Below are 17,750 nucleotides of genomic sequence, written 5' to 3'. Positions count from 1 at the left end.
AAAATGAGTAAAACTAAAAAAGTTCTTATCGCCGTTTCCTTCCTTGTGTTGGTATTCTCTCTCGCCAATATAGCGAGAATTTTCCTGTGGGGTTATGCCGATCAAGTGAAAATCGAAGAGTTAGCAAAAGTTTGGGAGGAACAATCGGACAAAGGAGGAGGGGAGGCGATCCCCTCCCCTTTGATTACGAAAGCGAATGAGCCGGTCATGCTTCCCGAATTTCGAGAGCTTTACGAGAGAAACCCGGACATCGTCGGTTGGCTGAAGATTAACGGCACCCGAATTGAGTACCCGGTTATGCAGAATCCACAAGATGAGCAGTACTATCTCAATCATGATTTCGATAAAAAGAAGAGCAAACTCGGTCTCCCCTTTTTGGACGAGCACAGCCGGATCAACGGTTCCGATATTTTACTGATTCACGGACATCATATGAAAAACGGCTGGATGTTCAAAGATTTGATGAAGTATAAGCAAGAAAGCTTCTATAAGGAGCATGCTACGTTCCAGTTCAGTACACTTTATGAAAAGGAAGAGTATGAGGTTGTTGCCGTTATTCTGTCACAGGTTTATCGCAAATCAGATGATGTATTTAAATACTACCAGATTGAGAAAGTAAGTACGCCCGCCGAGTTCGATTCGTATGTTCAGAACATCCAAAAACTTGCTCTATATGAAACGGGTGTGACCCCTCGTTATGGCGACAAGCTTATTGTACTGTCTACGTGTGAGTACTCGACCGAAAACGGTCGGTTAGCGGTGGTCGCTCGAAAGCTTAAATGACGATGTTGAAATACGGAGTCAAGCTGGTTTATATCGCGTTCTCCTCTGGAGGACGCGATTTTTTTACGCTTCTTTTGATCCAGTTTAGGTGCCCTTACTTTTTCCGATGGACCCGTTATGCTGAACCTTAGGCAAGTTTTTGCTTGAGGTGGGCATAATAGATTCATTGTGTGTGAAAGGAAGGGGCTACACGACAAGGAAATGGATCATCCCTATGTAATTTTACCTGAAGAACAAGCACCCGATGGTATAGAGCATTGTGAAATTTGCGAGCTATCCAAGCAGCGGAATCGTGTCATCTGGGGTGAAGGAAATCCGAAAGCTCCACTTATGATGATTCTGGATAATCCCGGAGCCCGGGAGGATCGGGAAGGAAATTCGTTTTTATGCGGTACCCGAGAAACACTACAATACGGCATGAGAGAGGCTGGGATAGACGTAAATGATGTTTATGTCACCTATTTGCTAAAATGCCGACCGATGCGTGCCTATAATAAACCCGAGGCTAGAGCCGCGTGTCTCCCTCATCTACAGTTGCAGCTCTTTCAGAAGCAGCCGCTTGTATTATTTGGATTTGGTAATGTCGTAGTGGAAGCCATATTCTCTAATAAGGAGGGTGCCAGTGTCAAGGAGTTACGAGACACCTGGTATGAGTTACAGGGTACGCCCATCAGTTTCACCTATCACCCGCTTGCAGTAAGAAGACGACCCAATCTACTTAGGTTCTTCGTAGAAGATTTGAAAGCTTTGAAGGAGAAGTGGAAAGAGATTTAGCTCAAGCAGGATATATAGATTGACGAGAATATTAAAGGAGAGAGGCTGGTTGTGCCAGCCCCTTTTTCATTTTTTTCTCCAACTCTGTTTTTAAGCGCTTATTTCCAGGATTCAGGCAAGAAGTAGGTAGATTTAGGACAAACAATTTTTATAATGGAAATAAGATATATATTTTATGGGGCTAAGGGGCGAATGTCATGAAACCGACGCAAGAGATAGAGGCGCTGACGGCAGAGATTGCCGATGTGGCTAGGACGTCCTTTCGCACTCTGTTTGAAAATGGCGAACGTTACTATTACTGCACGCTATTTACGACTGGAGAGGGACATGCGCCAAGTATCTCCGCCTGGTCATGGGAGGCCTTGGAGAGAGAAGCGGCCAGGCAAGGAGAAGAAAGCGACACACCGGAATCAACGATTGCGGAACTCATCAAATGGTCCTATGCCGATTCACCTTATTGTTGTTTTAGAGATGAGAACTTCGATGATGTTAAACAATTGTTTATGGAGCGTCCTTCCATTGCGGAACTTGAAGCTGACGAATGGAATCGTGAATTTGATTCGAGGCTGAAGGCCATGGAGCTAGCGATGAAAAGGCTCGATGATGAAGGCGTATTTGCCTTGAATCAACCGCGAGAGTCTGTATGCGTCCTTGTCGAGGTTATGCCGCCAGATGAGATCAATACCGAAATCGCCCTACGTTTGAATCGGGCGGAGTCTCCGGCTATGCAAGCATGGCTGGCGGAAGCGGCAGAGTAAGGGTATTCGCATTTAAGCACCTCGTTAAGTTTCTTGAGGGAGAGTTGTAAAATGCCTAATGAAAACCAAAAGAATATTTTAGTTGAGAGAACAAATTGTATTCTTTATTATGCGGGATCGGCCCTATTGAACGAACATAGTGCAGGCTGGATCGGTGGGAATGCACCTGAATTTTTTGATGATCAAGAAGACCTCATTCACGAAGGTAACCAAAAATATGTTTTTTACTTGAGTCTCGTCCATCCCTTTAAACCTGAGAGTATGATTTCGGTCTTCATCCCTGAAGACTATGAGGAGTATTTGGAAAATAACATTTATCCTAATTGCTCGATCAAGGTGATTGAGCATCCCATTTCGACTGAAAGCGTCAAAGATATGTTTACTAACCCAGGTCTTACAAAGCATGCAATTTCAAACGGGGAGCTAAGCCATGACGAAAAATCGATGGATCAGTCTTTTTTAATCAAAGTAGGCGGAAACCCGAGACTTATTCAAAATGAAGACTATTATTTTACGAAGCTGAAGGAGGAATCACTCTCTTTTTTATTTCAGGTAGATGAAGATGGCTACCCCGAAACGTTGCTTCAGGAGGATTACAATTATCCTTTTGGTTTTGGATCACTATATATTTTCGCCAAAATGGGGACGACTGAGATACAACATCCAGTAGCAGGTTTTTGGCAATTCTCTTGATATAGCGTGGGGACCTTTAGGAGGACTTGAACGGCGGTGAGCCCATCCAACGATTTTCGGCGTGCATATGCCCCATTCGCACAAGCAGGCAGCCCGCCCCTGGCGTAAACTGAATTATAATCAGTGAGCGAGGTGAACTTCCATGGCACAATCCAAAGAGATGCGTGCACGGGCTAAGAAGTTTCAAGGCCGTCCGGTCTGTGTCACCCTGCACAACGGAGAGACTTACGTCGGCTACATCACTGACGTTAATCGTGGCGGGTTGGTACTTGCGAGTACTGGAGCTCCCCCACGTGCTTCTTCCGGGAAGCAAGATTCCCGATCTCTCAAACGTAGAGCTGGTGCGCATGCCCCAGGCGTCCGTCTCGGCAACCGGAGAAGCGGCGCACGCAAACCATCTGGCCGTTCGCGCTCCCGCAAGCCGGATGCCAAGGTGTCGGCATTCCTACCGATGATGGGCTCGCTGTTCGGCGGACTTGGTGGACTTGGCGGTGCCACTGCGGGCGCAGGAGGGCTTGGAGGTATGCTCGGCGGCGGCCTACGGCTGTTCGGTATGATCCAGAAATTTGTCCCTGTTGTGAAGATGGGCTACGGTATGATCAAGTCCATTCGCCCATTTCTCGGCGCCGTTAAAGGCTTGATGCCCTCGGCTAGTCCGACCACGCCGAATAACGAATAATCGTTAACCTGTGGACTTTAAGCTCCCTTTGGGTGGTCAGAGGGGGCTAGTCCACAAGCCATTACGACTACCACTGTCTAATCCAGATTGGCTTAAACTCGCAATAACCCATTTCTTTTAGTAAATCCCAGGCATGATCCAGAACTTGAGGTCTCCCCTGAATCCAAAGCTCTTGTCGTTTTGCTATCAAGTAAGAGATGATTTCAGCGATATGCTTGGGTTTACCCAGATGAATAACAGTTTCCATTCCATTAATTTGTGCTGGAATGTCATAAAAGGACCAAGAAGTGTGAGGCTCTTCTTCAGGAGGGTCTGCCTGGAAGATTAACGTAATCTTGATGTTTTTATTTTCTTTCGGAGATAGGTTTAAGATGAAGCTAGACCCGCCTGTATACCAATAAACGAATGCATAACCGTCAACCGTAATATTTCTCAATTGGCTTTTCATTATTTTCCCCCTCACTATATGTTGGTTAAAAGATGATCGGCACCTGCGACTCACCTTTGATTTAATTATGGCGTGGCAGAGCCTGAACATTCCGAAATCGGATTTACGAGGAATCCGAAAAATGTAAAACGCTACTGATGTTCCGTTGTCAGTAGCGTTTTTGTATATTAGGAGTATTATTTTACTTTTTCTATTTAATCTTTTGAATTAGTGACTGATTGGCAACGTATAGTAATTAAATGCTTGATCCAACAAGGCACTGGCTTCTTGACGCTTCAAAAGCTGTTTGGAGCGGAAGTCTATGGAGCCGTCTACATTGATCTTGGTATTCGGGTCCATGATACCTTGGGAAACCAAAGCTGTGACTGCTTTAACTGCCCAAGCATCCGTTTCGCCACTCAATTTAACCTTAATTCCAGGCTCAACCTGTTTCAGGTTCTGGATCATTACCGCCGCCATTTGTCTAGTGATAGGAGAATTAGGCTGATAATTACGTAGTCCCGCTATCATCTGCTTCTTATTCGGTTCAATCATGAAAGGTTGTTTATACCACCCGTGGGCGCGCAGTAGCACTTCTGAGAATTCTCCCTGAGTCATCGTTCCTTTCGGATCGAAGAGGTTGGCTGACTTTCCGCTCATGACTTCCAAAGCATTAAGGTTGTTTATATATGAAATATATTTACTATCCGCAGGTACATCAGAAAATGGTGAATCAATGTTTACTTTTTGCGCATAAGCAACGAGGTCTGGGAGCTGCATGTAATACAAATATGCAATATGGCCTGCTTCATTTTTATTAAACGTCAATTTATTACCTGATTCATCTTCAAATAATAAAGGGTGGATCATTTTTAGTGTATGTTTGCCTGATGTTCCTGTCTCCATTATTAATTTCCCGTCCGAATACGAAACCTTCGTCCTTAAGGCAGCGATACGCGTGTTTTGGTATAATCCCACGTAGTCTTGGGCCTGCTGCTCACTTAATGTCGCGTAGGTTGACTTTGGAACCTCCGATTTTCTCGGATAATAATGATTCATAAATTCTTCATACACGTCAAGACTCATCATGGAGTCGTTATTGTAGGACATGTACATCGCTGTATTCTTCTCAGGCAGAATAACAATCAAGGAAGAATGCCCTGTAACATTCCCTCCTTTTAGAATCACATGCTGATTATTCATCTTCTCTTTGAAGTAGCCTTCGAATCCAATTGTTGTAACCGGGAACTCCTTGTCAGGGAATAATTGGTATGTGTGCATTTGCTCTATGCTCTTTGGGCTCACCACTTCTTTACCTTTGTACTTGCCTTTGTTCAGGTGCATAATGAGGTACTTTGCCATGTCATCTGCGGTTGAAACGATACCGCCTTCAGGTTTTTCCGTTGGTTTAAACCCGTCCAAGGGAATCAGTTCACCTGTTGGTCCATAGTGAGCAGCCATTCTGCTTAACAATTGGGGGGTAAACCGCACACTCGTCGAATTCATGCCTAACGGTTTGAAAATATTCTTTTCCATATATTTGGAATATGACATACCCGTTACGTTTGCTACTGCATATCCCGCTAGCATGAAACCAAAATTGTCATAAGTGTACGCTTCTCCTGGGGGCCTGACCACAGTTGGCATATTTGATGCAATGTACTTCTTCATTGGAAAATATTTGTCCGCGTATTCTGGATGCATCTCCATGAGAATATCTGGTTCATCAAATCCACTTGAATATGTAAGTAGATCAAACATCGTCAGTTTTTTTCCTGTTTTATTCGGAACCTTTATTCCTCCTAAATACTCTTGGATATCGTGTTTTAAATCCATTTTTCCTTTATCAACCAACTGCATAGCTGCCAATGCAGTGAATGACTTTGTAACAGAGCCGATTTGAAAAACGGTATTTTTATCAACAGGGATTTTTTTGCCTTTGTCGGCATACCCGTAACCTTTGCTTAGTATCACTTTCCCACCTGCGACGACCACAAAATTAGAACCCACGGTATTAAACTTTTTCATCTTGTCCGCAAAAACACCATCTGCAAAAGCTTCTAGTTCCTTGGCATCTCGCGGCCCCTCCAAGCTAGCCTTTTCAGATGCAACTGGTATGTTAACGGGTGCGGCAACTGACGCGCCGTTGGGTGCCATACATGCGGTAGTTATCGTAGTAGATAATAGTAGAACCGCGAGAATGGTGTAAATCATTTTTTCCATGAATGGTTTCTCCTTGAAATGTATTTTTGCCTTATGCGTCCGGCAAAACCCAGTATGGCAAAGGATTTGTCATACCAACAAGTTACATTTCGTCACCCACCATACCAAATCACTCCAAAGTGTCATATGACAATTAGGCACTAGGTTTAAAGGGGCTATGAACCCCTTCAATTCAGTTTCTTCTTTACTGTCTCTCCTTCGATTAACACGGGCTGGTAATAGGTGTTGTTGCTTAGATCCTTTTTCCCTTGCAGTTTCTTAATTACCCAATCGGCGGCATCACGGCCCATTTGTTCCTGTGGGTGTGTCAATGTCGTGAGTTTGATGTTCGCATTTTTGGAAATATAGGAATTATCTTGACCAATAATGGACAAATCTTCGGGAACGGATATTCCAAGTTGTCTGCATACATGTACAACTTCTAATCCGACCTCGTCGTTATAGCAGACAATTGCGGTTAAATCGTCTCTTTGTTCGGTCAGGAATTTCTTCAAGTTGGTGGATAGGTCCTGCTTTGTCTCTGTATAGAATGAGAGCACTTGCTCTGGGTGAAACCGTAATTTGGCTTCTCCAAGCGCTTTGATATAGCCCTTCATTCGATACTTTCCTTGTAAATCGTCCATTTTGGCAATGATGCCGATCTGTGTGTGTCCGTTAGCGATCAATTCTTTGGTTGCCAGATAGCTGGATTGTACGTCATCGAGGCAAAAGAAAGGCACTTCCAACTCTTCATAATAAGCATTAATCATGATGAATGGAACATCCTGTTCCTTGAACGTCAGGTAGTAAGCGATATTGGGATTATATAGATTGCTCTTCGTAGGCTCAATGATCAAACCGTCTACACCAAAGGACAACATCATCTCCAAAGCTTTCTTTTCCTGTGCGACATCATTATTGGTGCTCGCTAATAGTAATGAATAATTATCTTCATTTAATCTGGCCTCAATTCCGCGAATAATAGAGGGAAAGATGTAATCAGAGATGTAGGTCGTGATGACTCCAATGGTTTTATTACTGGAATTCCCACCGGTTTTTGATCGGAATTGGTTGCTGACATAGGTGCCCGATCCTTTTTCACTTCTTAAAAAACCTTCGTTGGATAGTTCTAAAATAGCCTTGCGAACCGTCTGGCGACTAACTTTATACTTATCCTGCAAAGCCAATTCCGTTGGAATTTGTTCTCCTACGCTGTATGCTCCTGAAAGAATGTTGCTTTTTATATCCTCAAGGATAACCTGATACTTTGGTTTCACTTTATTCCTTCTTTCCAAGTTGTTCTAATACTAATTGATGCATCCATAATATTTGTATGTACATATTTTAGCATAATTATGAGTTTATTATAATCTATTGTCCTATCTGTATAAATACTAAAGATAAAATAGAAAAATACTCGGTTCATCATACTATTTGTAGGCATAACTATGTTTTAGTGTTGACAAATGTACGCACAAAAAATATACTAAGGCTGTAAACAAAAGAAAGCGCCTTCTTTGATTATTGCAGTTATAACAGTTGTTCAGAGAGAGGAGTAACGTGAGCATGGATCAAGACATTAAACAAGCGATTACTAAGGGAGAAACCTCACTTGGTATCGAATTTGGATCCACACGTATCAAGGCAGTGCTGATTGATCATCGTTTTGAAACAATCGCATCTGGAAGCTATGAGTGGGAAAACCTCTTGGTAGACGGATATTGGACGTACAACTTAGAGACTATCATTACGGGTCTGCAAGAGGCTTATAGTGAAATGAAACAAGAGGTTGAACAAAAATATGGAGTCACCCTTCATACGGTTGGTTCTATAGGATTCTCTGCAATGATGCACGGATATATGGCTTTTGACAGCAAGGGTGAGTTGCTTGTTCCGTTCCGGACTTGGCGGAATGCGACAACCGGGGCTGCAGCAAAAGCTTTAACTGATAAATTCCAATTCAACATTCCTGAGCGATGGAGTATTGCTCACTTGTATCAAGCGATATTGAACGAAGAACAACACGTTCCTCATATTGATTTTATGACGACGTTGGCTGGATATATTCACTGGCTGCTGACTGGCAACAAAGCAATTGGTATCGGAGACGCTTCGGGTATTTTCCCAATTGATGAGACTACACATGATTATAACGAGTCGATGGTTAAGCAGTTTGATGAACTCATTGCAGCCAAAGGCTACGATTGGAAATTACAAGACATTATTCCTAAAGTTCATATCTCGGGCGAGCAGGCAGGTGTACTAACCGCAGCTGGAGCCAAAATCTTAGATAAATCCGGCGATTTACAACCAGGTATTCCGCTTTGTCCTCCAGAAGGTGATGCGGGAACAGGAATGGTCGCTACGAATAGTGTGAGAAAACGTACTGGCAACGTGTCTGTGGGAACCTCAGTTTTTGCCATGATTGTATTAGAGAAGGATCTTTCGGCGGTATATCCGGAAATTGATCTGGTGACTACACCGAACGGGAATCCGGTCGGAATGGTTCATGCCAATAACTGCTCAAGTGATCTCAATGCTTGGCTGGGCTTGTTCCGTGAATTTTATGAGGCCATGGGGCAAAAGGCAGACCCGAATCAATTATTCAGTGTGTTGCTGAACAAGGCTTTGGAAGCAGACCCAGATGGCGGCGGCTTACTTAGCTACGGCTATTTGTCAGGAGAGAATATCACCGGAATAGAGAAAGGCCGGCCATTGTTTGTCCGCTCCCCTGAGAGCCGTTTCAATTTGGCCAATTTCATGCGCACTCATCTGTTCACTGCGTTTGCTGCTCTGAAAATCGGGATGGATATTCTGACAAAGAAAGAAAACGTCGCAATTGACAGCATTCTAGCTCACGGTGGTCTATTTAAAACCCCTATCGTCGGACAAAAGATTGTTGCGGCAGCCATGGATGTTCCGGTATCAGTGATGGCAACAGCTGGAGAAGGCGGAGCGTGGGGTATGGCTATTCTGGCTTCTTACATGATGAACAAGGATCAACAAGAAAGTCTGGAAGACTTCCTCGACCAAAAAGTATTCAGAGATGTTGAGGGACAAGAAATTCATCCTGACCGTTCCGATGTTAAGGGATTCGAAACATTCCTAGAACGCTACACACAAGGCCTGGCGATTGAGCAGGCTGCTGTAGATAATCTAGTGGAAAACTGGAGGAATTGACGTGTTAGAGCAGCTGAAAGAAGAAGTATTTCAAGCCAATCTGGATTTGCCTAAACATGGACTCGTGAAATACACCTGGGGTAACGTCAGCGCGGTTGATCGTGAACGCAGCTTATTCGTTATTAAACCGAGTGGTGTTAGTTATGACACGATGAAACCTAGCGATATGGTAGTTGTTGATTTTGACGGCAATGTTGTTGAAGGAGAGATGAGACCTTCATCGGATACACCGACTCATGCCGTACTTTACAAGCACTACGCAGAGATCGGCGGTATTGTGCATACGCATTCGACTTGGGCGACGATTTGGGCCCAAGCGGGCCTGGATGTACCTGTAATGGGGACTACTCATGCAGACACCTTCTATGGTTCTGTTCCCTGTGCTCGTTTCCTGACACAAGAGGAGATTGATCGTGGCTACGAAGCCGAAACCGGCCGTGTCATCATCGAAACTTTTGAGCAGCGCGGGCTGGATATTTTAGCAGTGCCGGGTGTCCTGCTTAAGGGTCACGCTCCCTTCACTTGGGGGAAAGATGCGAAATCCGCAGTTATGAATAGCGTCGTGTTGGAAGAAGTTTCGAAAATGAACTTATTCGCACGGGAATTAAATCATTTTGCCGAAGAATTGCCGCAGCGCATTCTGGATAAACACTATTTACGCAAACATGGGAAAGACGCTTACTACGGCCAAAAATAAGACCAACTAAACTAACAAACGAAGAAAAGAGGATGAATGTTATGTCAACAGTAGGTACAAAACAGTTCTGGTTTGTCGTAGGTTCACAACATCTGTATGGAGAAGAAGCATTAGCAGAAGTCAAAGCACACGCACAAGAAATGACCGATGCCCTAAATAAGAGCGGCGTTCTGCCTTATCCGCTTGTATTGCAGGATCTGGCAGTTAGTGCAGACAAAATCACTAGCCTTATGAAAGAAGTCAACTATCGCGACGAGGTTGCTGGTGTCATCACGTGGATGCATACCTTCTCACCTGCAAAAATGTGGATTCGTGGTACTAAATTGCTGCAAAAGCCGCTGCTTCATTTGGCTACACAGTATAATGAAAGCATTCCTTGGGCTACGATTGATATGGACTTCATGAACCTCAATCAGGCAGCTCATGGTGACCGTGAATATGGATTTATCAACGCCCGCTTGAAGAAACAGAATAAAGTGGTTGTAGGTTACTGGGAACGTGCAGAAGTGCAAAAGCAAATCGCAGAGTGGATGGATGTAGCGGTTGCTTATAACGAAAGCTTCAATATCAAAGTTGCCCGCTTCGGCGACAACATGCGTAACGTTGGTGTTACGGAAGGCGATAAGGTTGAAGCCCAAATCCAATTTGGATGGACTGTTGATTACTTCGGAATTGGCGACCTTGTTCAGTACGTCAATGCTGTGAAGGAAGAAGAAATTGATGCTTTGTTCGCGGAATACGCCAAACTCTATGAATTTGATTATGGTACTTACAGCAAGGAAGCTTGGGAATCCAGCGTAAAAGTGCAAGCAAGCTATGAAATTGCTATTAAGCGATTCCTGGATGATGGCGGCTATACTGCCTTCACTACGAACTTTGAAGACCTTTATGGTATGAAACAGCTTCCTGGTCTTGCCGTTCAACGTTTGATGGCACAAGGATACGGCTTCGCGGGTGAAGGAGACTGGAAGACTGCAGCGCTCGATCGTCTGCTTAAAGTCATGAGCCATAACCAATCCACTGGCTTTATGGAAGACTACACCTATGAATTAGCAGCGGGTCAGGAATCGATCCTTCAATCCCATATGCTTGAAGTTGACCCAACGTTGGCAAGCAACAAGCCTAAAATCATTGTGTCTCCGTTAGGTATCGGCGATCGTGAAGATCCAGCCCGTCTGGTATTTGACGGTAAGGCAGGAGACGGTGTAGTTGTTTCCATGGCTGATTTTGGCACCCATTATAAACTGCTGATCAATGAGGTTACTGCATTTGAACCAACAGTTCCTGCTCCAAAACTTCCAGTGGCTCGTGTACTGTGGAACGTGAAGCCAAACTTCCAAGATGGAGTTAAAGCATGGATTGAGAACGGTGGCGGTCACCATACCGTGGTTTCCTTGAATCTAACCACAGACCAAATTGTTACTTATGCAAAACTGGTTAACCTGGAATACGTAATAATTAAATAATTATAGTTCATCGATAAAAGCATTGGGTCAGTCCTCAAGACCCAATGCTTTTTTATTGCTCGTCAGAGGATTTTTAATTCATAAGGGCGTGATACTATGACGAATTTACCAGCTACGAAAACGAAATTGGTTATCGTTGAAGGCATACCTGGCTCTGGCAAATCCACATTATCTAGATACATACATGACATGTTAAACCTGCATCAAATAGAAACGGAATTATTTTTAGAAGGGAACTTACGACATCCCGCTGATTATGAATCGGTTGCATGTGTGCCGAACGAAGAACTTGATAGACTACGGTCTAGCTATTCCGATGTGTTTCATTACATTGATCCGTTTGTATCTTTGCACGGTAACGACTCTTTAATCGCATATGCACTTGCGCAGCAATCAGCTCAAAATGGAATTCCCGCAAGCCTGTATGAGGAAATCCAGCGTTATGAGATTTACGATGGAATACCTGTAGAAAAATTTTGCGAGTTGATGATTCAACGTTGGGGTTCCTTTGCTAAAGAACAGCGAGAAAAGGAAAAGCTAATCATACTCGAATGCTGTTTTTTACAGAATCCAGGGTGTGCATTACTCGCTCGACACGATGCTGGAAATGATCGATTTGTTCAGCATGTATTACAGATTGCGGAGCAAATTCAAGACCTAAATCCAATTTTGTTTTATTTGAAGCAACCTAGTGTCCGTGAGACGATTGAGCGAGTGAAAACGATGAGGTCTCCAGAGTGGCTGGATTTTGTGATTTGGTACCATACAGAGCAGAATTATGGAAAGAATAAAGGGCTGCACGGGTACGAAGGATATATTCAGTTCCTTGAGTATCGACGAGAGCTAGAATTGCACATTATTGAGCAACTTCCTTTTCAATCCTTTATACTGGATAACTCCGATTATGATTGGGGGAATCAACAACAGACCGTTTCAAACATCATGATGAAGTATTTATAATTACGGGAAACGATAGTTTAATTAGAGAGGGCCATCCTATAAGGGATGGCTCTAAACTTGCTATAGGTTTTTCGCAACTTCAATCAAACAAAGTAACCATTTGCAGCAATACCGGCACTTATATATAGAATTTGCATACAGAGGAGGTGCAAGAGGTGCAGTGTTGGATTGAGGAAGCTCGGCTAGGCGATCAAAATGCTTGGAAGCAGATCGTGCAGCATTTCAGTGGGATGGCTTTTTCAGTAGCATATACGAGGTTGGGGGACTGGAGTCTGGTAGAGGATACAGTTCAGGAGGCGTTCGCTGAGGCTTTTGCCAATCTCCATAAATTACAGGAAGCAGAGGCGTTCCCTGGATGGTTCAAGATCATTGTCGAACGTCAATGTCATCGTCTTTTGCGCCGGAAGAGGCCCACGATGATGCCGTTGGCCGAAACTATAGTAATGGATGTGGAGAAATATGAAGTGGAACTCATCGCAGAGAGAAGGGAATGGCATCAAAAGCTTCATCAATCCGTCGAGGGTTTATCTGACAAGTTAAAACTGGCGGTTCAGCTGTACTATTTTCAAGGGTACTCAATCGGTGAAATATCAAGCTATCTAAGCGTATCTCCATCTGTGCTGAAAAAACGGTTGTTTGATGCCCGCAATAAGCTGAGAGCTTCACTACTTGTCACCGACTTTGTATCCATGTTTAACGATATTTATGAAGGAGGAGAGTCGGTGCTACATATAGTTAACGGAGATCATGTCGGTGACAAGCTGAGGAAAGGGACCATTCGTGGGGATATCTTGGTCTGGAGAGAAGTGTATCCGGTAGGTCCGGTTTCCCTTGAAATGAGCGAGCACTCATCGAGAGCAGCTAGAGTGGAATATTTAGAGAAAACTCTCGGTATCCCAGGGGAAGACTATGTGTCCAATTGCAAGACTCAGGAGCAGGTTCTGCATAACTTTCATAAGTATGACGAAGTCGTGCTATGGTTCGAGCACGATTTGTTCGACCAGCTGATGCTAAGCTACTTGTTGCACTGGTTTTCGACGCAGACCCTAGGTCAAACCAAACTGAGCTTGCTGTGTATCGGCAACTACCCCGGTATTGATCCGTTTAGGGGCTTAGGACAGCTTACAACGAAGCAGTTAGAAAAATTGTCAGGCACGTGGCAGCAGATCGGTCAGCAGGAGCTTGAGACGGGCAAAAAAATCTGGGAGGCATATACTTCCCCGGATATAACGCGGCATGTTGACATTTTACGTGAAGATACATTTGCCCTGCCTTTTGCTCATGTGGCACTTGAACTGCACCTATCTCGTCTACCTTCCACCATGAATGGGCTGGGCATCGTAGAGCAGACAACCCTGGAACTCGTCCAGCAAGGAGTGAATTCTCCACAAGAGCTGTTTAAGCAGATCGGGAACCGAATGAGTGGTCTAGGAATGGGTGATTTGGAATTTTGGTATCGTTTAAGGAATATGTCGGAACAACCACATGCACTATTAGAGATTCAAGGGCCCCACTCATTTCCTGATCATCAAAAGAAAACAACTCCATCCTTTGACCAATGCGTTGTTGCATTAACGGAAGTAGGGAGAAATATAACGGCGGGGGCACATGACTGGGTGAAGATGAAGGGAATAGACGAGTGGTATGGCGGCTTGTGGCTGCAAGGTGATTTAGCATGGCGCTGGGATTCAGAGAGAAACCAGTTGGTGTATACGGAACCGTATCATAAATGACAACAAGTTCTGGATGTAGAGCGGGCTTAGTTTATATCAAAAGCCCGGTCACATCCTGATACCCCATACTAACCAACAATTCATTACCATTTAGCTCATGCACTTTCTTCACTGTCACATCTAACTCCATACCAAGTATATACTGCAACACTTCAGCAACATACTTAGGTTGGTTAAGATTAATAGAATATTGTTTATCCTCTTTCATCACCCGTAATCCATCATTCAAAGGGCTACCAGTGACAATTGTATCTTTAGTAGTAAACAGAATTATAAATTTTATATCTTTATTTTCAGAAATAATAGTCAACTTGGATCTACAGTAAATATCTCTGACCGTTCTATAATTCCACAAATACGTATTTCCACTAACTACTATTCTCCTCATAGCACTCTAGTCTCCATTCCTACAAGGATGGCAGATTCATTGCGGATTCTGCTTCTTTAGCATTTCAGTCCGGAAGCCGTTCTTACCTGACAAAAAAAATGTTTCAAAAATAGTCCAGGTCATGGGGTATCTTCGCCTCATGTCCCTTATTTTACTTGATTTCTACGCATTGTACAGTTGGCGTACGGGCTCTAGATGAATCACGTGTTAATTCTTGAAATCCTACATAACAATTCCTGGTTATTCATATACATAAACTGTTGATTTAATTATTGGGAAGCTGTAATCCACGGGAGTAACAAAATCAGCTAGGTTTCTTATAAAAAAACTGAGTTCAATTCTTATTTTCGCAAAGAAAATTCTCACTTTTTAGCAGAAATGATTTATAATTATCAGATAAAAGTAGATATAATTTTTAAATGATTATATTTAAGTTATAATGGAGATAGAAAAGGTATGTTCCTGAGTGGAGCCTTGCTTCTTGAGTCAGTTAAGCAGGAGGGCCTGCTCTTTTTTGCAAATATAAGAGATAAGGAAGGTTTTTATGAATAGTATTCAGAAAAATACAGACGTTATCTTAATTGGTGCCGGGGTCATGAGCGCGACTCTGGGATCATTGCTGAAAGAGTTAGCACCGGAATGGGAAATTAAAGTGTTTGAGAAACTGGCAAGTGCAGGAGAAGAAAGCTCTAACGAATGGAATAATGCAGGCACGGGTCATGCTGCACTGTGCGAGCTGAACTACACATCCGAAAAATCAGACGGATCTATAGATATTCGTAAAGCGGTTAATATCAACGAACAGTTTCAGCTCTCAAGACAGTTTTGGTCTTTTCTTGTCAACAGTAATTTGATTCGTAATCCACAGGACTTTATCAGGCCAATACCCCATATGAGTTTGGTAATGGGTGAGAAAAACGTATCTTTTTTAAAAAAGCGCTTTAAAGCGCTTTCAAGTGTTTCCCTGTTTCAAGGAATGGAATTTTCCGATGACCCTGAAAAGCTAAAGGAATGGATTCCGCTGATTATGGAAGGTCGTACATTGAATGAACCGATTGCGGCAACCAAAATCGACTCTGGAACAGATGTCAACTTTGGTGCTTTAACACGCATGTTGTTTGACCATTTAAAAAGCAAAAATGTCGAGATTAAATACAAGCATAGTGTAAAGGATATTAAACGTGCGAGCGACGGCTCGTGGAGAGTCAAAGTGCATAATCTGGATAACGGAAAAATCGAATATCATACTGCCAAATTCGTTTTTATCGGTGGTGGCGGCGGAAGTCTACCTTTACTGCAAAGAACCGGCATTCCTGAGTCCAAATATATCGGGGGATTCCCGGTAAGTGGACTATTTATGGTATGTAACAATCCTAAAGTGGTCGCCCAACATCATGCAAAAGTATACGGTAAAGCGAAGGTTGGTGCTCCTCCCATGTCTGTCCCGCATCTGGATACAAGATACATTGGTAACCAAAAAGCACTGCTGTTTGGACCATTTGCCGGCTTCTCACCAAAGTTCTTGAAAACGGGTTCAAACTTGGACCTGATTGGTTCCGTAAAACCCAATAACCTCATTACGATGTTGGCGGCAGGGGCAAAAGAGATGGCATTGACCAAATACCTGATCCAGCAAGTGATGTTATCGAATGAAAAGCGTTTGGAGGAACTACGCGAGTTTATTCCCAACGCCAAAATCGAGGACTGGGAGATCGTGGTAGCAGGCCAACGTGTGCAGGTGATCAAAGATACAGAGGGCGGTAAAGGAACCCTTCAATTTGGTACGGAAGTGGTTAGTGCCGCCGATGGATCGGTAGCTGCATTGCTTGGGGCTTCTCCGGGTGCTTCTACTGCTGTTCACGTTATGCTGGAGGTATTAGAGAAATGCTTCCCACAGCATATGGAAGAGTGGGAACCAAAAATAAAAGAGATGATTCCTTCTTATGGGTTGTCGCTAGCGGAAAACCCAGAGCTTTACCAAGAAATTTATAATACCACAACAGAAGTGCTGGGTCTGGGAGAAAAAGAACCGCTGCATCATTAATTTTACATGGCTAGTAAATCGATCATCCAAATTATTATAATATTTGCACAGTAATCTTACGATACGTGTTCAAGTCGCATAAGTAACAATCTGAAGCGGTGGGGAATTCTCCACCGCTAAAATGATTGTTTACGAGTGCAAAACTTTGTAATGCTTCTGTGTTTATCGGTATCTGCTATAGTGACTGCAGTAATTATGGAACGGGTTATAAAGGGAAAAATAAATAATTCTTTACCGATCGTTCCCAATATGTTAGGATAAAGCCAGACAGAGAAGAAAAACATATGCGATGACCAATGTAGAACGATCGTTTCCAAAAGGTCATGCAAATTAATCCAAAGATATTCTAAGTGGTCAGGGGGTAGATACAATGGCCAGGAGCAAAGAATTTGAAGAAAACGTTGTTCTGGAAAAGGCCATGAAGCTGTTCTGGGAGCAAGGGTATGAGAAAACCTCGATGAATGATCTCGTCGAACATATGGGGATTCACCGAAGAAGTATCTATGATACCTTTACCGACAAGCACACCTTGTTCCTCAAAGTGATGGACCGATTCGGAGAGCGTATTAACGGTAGGTGGGCGACAGGGGTCAAGCAATCTCGGACGGCTAAGCAGGCACTTCAGTTCATTTTTGACTTCATCATTAACGGTGAAGAGGACGTACCTCCCGGCTGTATGTTCGTGAATTCGGCTGTCGAATTAGCGATACGGGATGAGGAGATTGATGCGGTAGCGACAAAGGCCTTTGCAAAATCGGAGGAACTGCTTGCAGAAATCGTAACGTGGGGACAGCAAAACGGCGAATTTACACAGCAATACGAAGCGAAGGAATTGGCTGAGTATCTGCAAAATGCCTTAACGGGACTAAGGGTTATGGTGCGGACTTCTGTTCCGAAAGAAAAGCTGCAACGGATAGCTGAGTTAAACCTACGCATTTTAGAGACATAGACGATAACCGAAAACAA

16 protein-coding genes are annotated in these 17,750 nt (G+C 43.5%); 12 read left to right on the top strand and 4 right to left on the bottom strand.

All coding sequences use genetic code 11. The features are described 5' to 3' along the window. Positions 1-3: 3 nt before the first annotated feature. The 5 genes from EGM68_RS25555 to EGM68_RS25535 all read left to right on the top strand — a co-directional run bounded on the left by EGM68_RS25555 (position 4) and on the right by EGM68_RS25535 (position 3,687). The gene (locus EGM68_RS25555) at positions 4-783 is read left to right on the top strand and encodes a class B sortase (RefSeq protein ID WP_129548473.1); all 780 of its coding nucleotides are present in this window, start codon (positions 4-6) and stop codon (positions 781-783) included. A gap of 201 nt (positions 784-984) precedes the next feature. Continuing rightward, positions 985-1,557 carry a uracil-DNA glycosylase gene (locus tag EGM68_RS25550; protein WP_129548472.1) on the top strand — a complete coding sequence of 191 codons (573 nt, stop codon included), beginning with the start codon at positions 985-987 and terminating at the stop codon, positions 1,555-1,557. 197 nt (positions 1,558-1,754) lie between these two features. After that, the gene (locus tag EGM68_RS25545) at positions 1,755-2,315 is read left to right on the top strand and encodes a DUF4303 domain-containing protein (RefSeq protein ID WP_129548471.1); all 561 of its coding nucleotides are present in this window, start codon (positions 1,755-1,757) and stop codon (positions 2,313-2,315) included. A 51-nt stretch (positions 2,316-2,366) separates the two neighbouring features. Then, positions 2,367-3,008, top strand: a complete 642-nt coding sequence (locus EGM68_RS25540; protein ID WP_129548470.1) for a hypothetical protein — start codon at positions 2,367-2,369, stop codon at positions 3,006-3,008. 142 nt (positions 3,009-3,150) lie between these two features. Continuing rightward, positions 3,151-3,687 (top strand): hypothetical protein, encoded by a 537-nt coding sequence (locus EGM68_RS25535; protein ID WP_129548469.1) that lies wholly within the window; start codon positions 3,151-3,153, stop codon positions 3,685-3,687. Positions 3,688-3,754: 67 nt separating this feature from the next. Here the strand turns inward: EGM68_RS25535 and EGM68_RS25530 are convergent, their stop codons facing one another. The 3 genes from EGM68_RS25530 to EGM68_RS25520 all read right to left on the bottom strand — a co-directional run bounded on the left by EGM68_RS25530 (position 3,755) and on the right by EGM68_RS25520 (position 7,593). Next, positions 3,755-4,135, bottom strand: coding sequence for a hypothetical protein (locus tag EGM68_RS25530; protein WP_129548468.1), 381 nt, complete (start codon positions 4,133-4,135; stop codon positions 3,755-3,757). 207 nt (positions 4,136-4,342) lie between these two features. Next, the gene (locus EGM68_RS25525) at positions 4,343-6,337 is read right to left on the bottom strand and encodes a serine hydrolase domain-containing protein (protein ID WP_129548467.1); all 1,995 of its coding nucleotides are present in this window, start codon (positions 6,335-6,337) and stop codon (positions 4,343-4,345) included. 167 nt (positions 6,338-6,504) lie between these two features. Continuing rightward, on the bottom strand, positions 6,505-7,593 hold the full coding sequence (locus tag EGM68_RS25520; RefSeq protein WP_013373855.1) for a GntR family transcriptional regulator: 1,089 nt from the start codon (positions 7,591-7,593) through the stop codon (positions 6,505-6,507). Between the two features lie 289 nt (positions 7,594-7,882). On the opposite strand from EGM68_RS25520, the gene EGM68_RS25515 reads away from it, so the two are divergent. The 5 genes from EGM68_RS25515 (at position 7,883) to EGM68_RS25495 (ending at position 14,352) form a co-directional block, all read left to right on the top strand. Then, positions 7,883-9,496 (top strand): xylulokinase, encoded by a 1,614-nt coding sequence (locus EGM68_RS25515; RefSeq protein ID WP_129548466.1) that lies wholly within the window; start codon positions 7,883-7,885, stop codon positions 9,494-9,496. A 1-nt stretch (position 9,497) separates the two neighbouring features. After that, positions 9,498-10,193 carry an L-ribulose-5-phosphate 4-epimerase gene (locus EGM68_RS25510; protein WP_129548465.1) on the top strand — a complete coding sequence of 232 codons (696 nt, stop codon included), beginning with the start codon at positions 9,498-9,500 and terminating at the stop codon, positions 10,191-10,193. 41 nt (positions 10,194-10,234) lie between these two features. Further along, positions 10,235-11,659: an L-arabinose isomerase gene (gene araA, locus EGM68_RS25505; RefSeq protein WP_129548464.1), complete on the top strand. Its 1,425-nt coding sequence runs from the start codon at positions 10,235-10,237 to the stop codon at positions 11,657-11,659. A gap of 96 nt (positions 11,660-11,755) precedes the next feature. Continuing rightward, complete coding sequence (locus EGM68_RS25500) at positions 11,756-12,619, top strand: P-loop NTPase family protein (RefSeq protein WP_129548463.1); 864 nt, start codon at positions 11,756-11,758, stop codon at positions 12,617-12,619. Positions 12,620-12,774: 155 nt separating this feature from the next. Beyond that, positions 12,775-14,352 (top strand): sigma-70 family RNA polymerase sigma factor, encoded by a 1,578-nt coding sequence (locus EGM68_RS25495; RefSeq protein ID WP_129548462.1) that lies wholly within the window; start codon positions 12,775-12,777, stop codon positions 14,350-14,352. 31 nt (positions 14,353-14,383) lie between these two features. Here the strand turns inward: EGM68_RS25495 and EGM68_RS25490 are convergent, their stop codons facing one another. Next, entirely contained in the window at positions 14,384-14,740 is a 357-nt protein-coding gene (locus EGM68_RS25490) for a hypothetical protein (protein WP_129548461.1), read from the bottom strand. Positions 14,741-15,284: 544 nt separating this feature from the next. On the opposite strand from EGM68_RS25490, the gene EGM68_RS25485 reads away from it, so the two are divergent. Together EGM68_RS25485 and EGM68_RS25480 are read left to right on the top strand one after the other, a co-directional pair. Beyond that, positions 15,285-16,784 (top strand): malate:quinone oxidoreductase, encoded by a 1,500-nt coding sequence (locus EGM68_RS25485; protein WP_129548460.1) that lies wholly within the window; start codon positions 15,285-15,287, stop codon positions 16,782-16,784. Between the two features lie 370 nt (positions 16,785-17,154). Beyond that, entirely contained in the window at positions 17,155-17,733 is a 579-nt protein-coding gene (locus tag EGM68_RS25480; RefSeq protein WP_129548459.1) for a TetR/AcrR family transcriptional regulator, read from the top strand. Positions 17,734-17,750: the final 17 nt, after the last annotated feature.

Origin of the sequence: Paenibacillus sp. M-152, assembly GCF_003856555.1 — a bacterium.
Taxonomy (GTDB): Bacteria; Bacillota; Bacilli; order Paenibacillales; family Paenibacillaceae; genus Paenibacillus; species Paenibacillus polymyxa_C.
Note: the sequence above shows the minus strand (reverse complement) of the source record. Positions and strands in the feature narration are given on the sequence as shown.

Bases quoted from the DNA above. Each gene is read 5' to 3' on its own strand.
- EGM68_RS25555 (WP_129548473.1), top strand. From the start codon at position 4: ATGAGTAAAACTAAAAAAGTTCTTATCGCCGTTTCCTTCCTTGTGTTG.
- EGM68_RS25550 (WP_129548472.1), top strand. From the start codon at position 985: ATGGATCATCCCTATGTAATTTTACCTGAAGAACAAGCACCCGATGGT.
- EGM68_RS25545 (WP_129548471.1), top strand. From the start codon at position 1,755: ATGAAACCGACGCAAGAGATAGAGGCGCTGACGGCAGAGATTGCCGAT.
- EGM68_RS25540 (WP_129548470.1), top strand. From the start codon at position 2,367: ATGCCTAATGAAAACCAAAAGAATATTTTAGTTGAGAGAACAAATTGT.
- EGM68_RS25535 (WP_129548469.1), top strand. From the start codon at position 3,151: ATGGCACAATCCAAAGAGATGCGTGCACGGGCTAAGAAGTTTCAAGGC.
- EGM68_RS25530 (WP_129548468.1), bottom strand. From the start codon at position 4,135: ATGAAAAGCCAATTGAGAAATATTACGGTTGACGGTTATGCATTCGTT.
- EGM68_RS25525 (WP_129548467.1), bottom strand. From the start codon at position 6,337: ATGGAAAAAATGATTTACACCATTCTCGCGGTTCTACTATTATCTACT.
- EGM68_RS25515 (WP_129548466.1), top strand. From the start codon at position 7,883: ATGGATCAAGACATTAAACAAGCGATTACTAAGGGAGAAACCTCACTT.
- araA (WP_129548464.1), top strand. From the start codon at position 10,235: ATGTCAACAGTAGGTACAAAACAGTTCTGGTTTGTCGTAGGTTCACAA.
- EGM68_RS25500 (WP_129548463.1), top strand. From the start codon at position 11,756: ATGACGAATTTACCAGCTACGAAAACGAAATTGGTTATCGTTGAAGGC.
- EGM68_RS25490 (WP_129548461.1), bottom strand. From the start codon at position 14,740: ATGAGGAGAATAGTAGTTAGTGGAAATACGTATTTGTGGAATTATAGA.
- EGM68_RS25485 (WP_129548460.1), top strand. From the start codon at position 15,285: ATGAATAGTATTCAGAAAAATACAGACGTTATCTTAATTGGTGCCGGG.
- EGM68_RS25480 (WP_129548459.1), top strand. From the start codon at position 17,155: ATGGCCAGGAGCAAAGAATTTGAAGAAAACGTTGTTCTGGAAAAGGCC.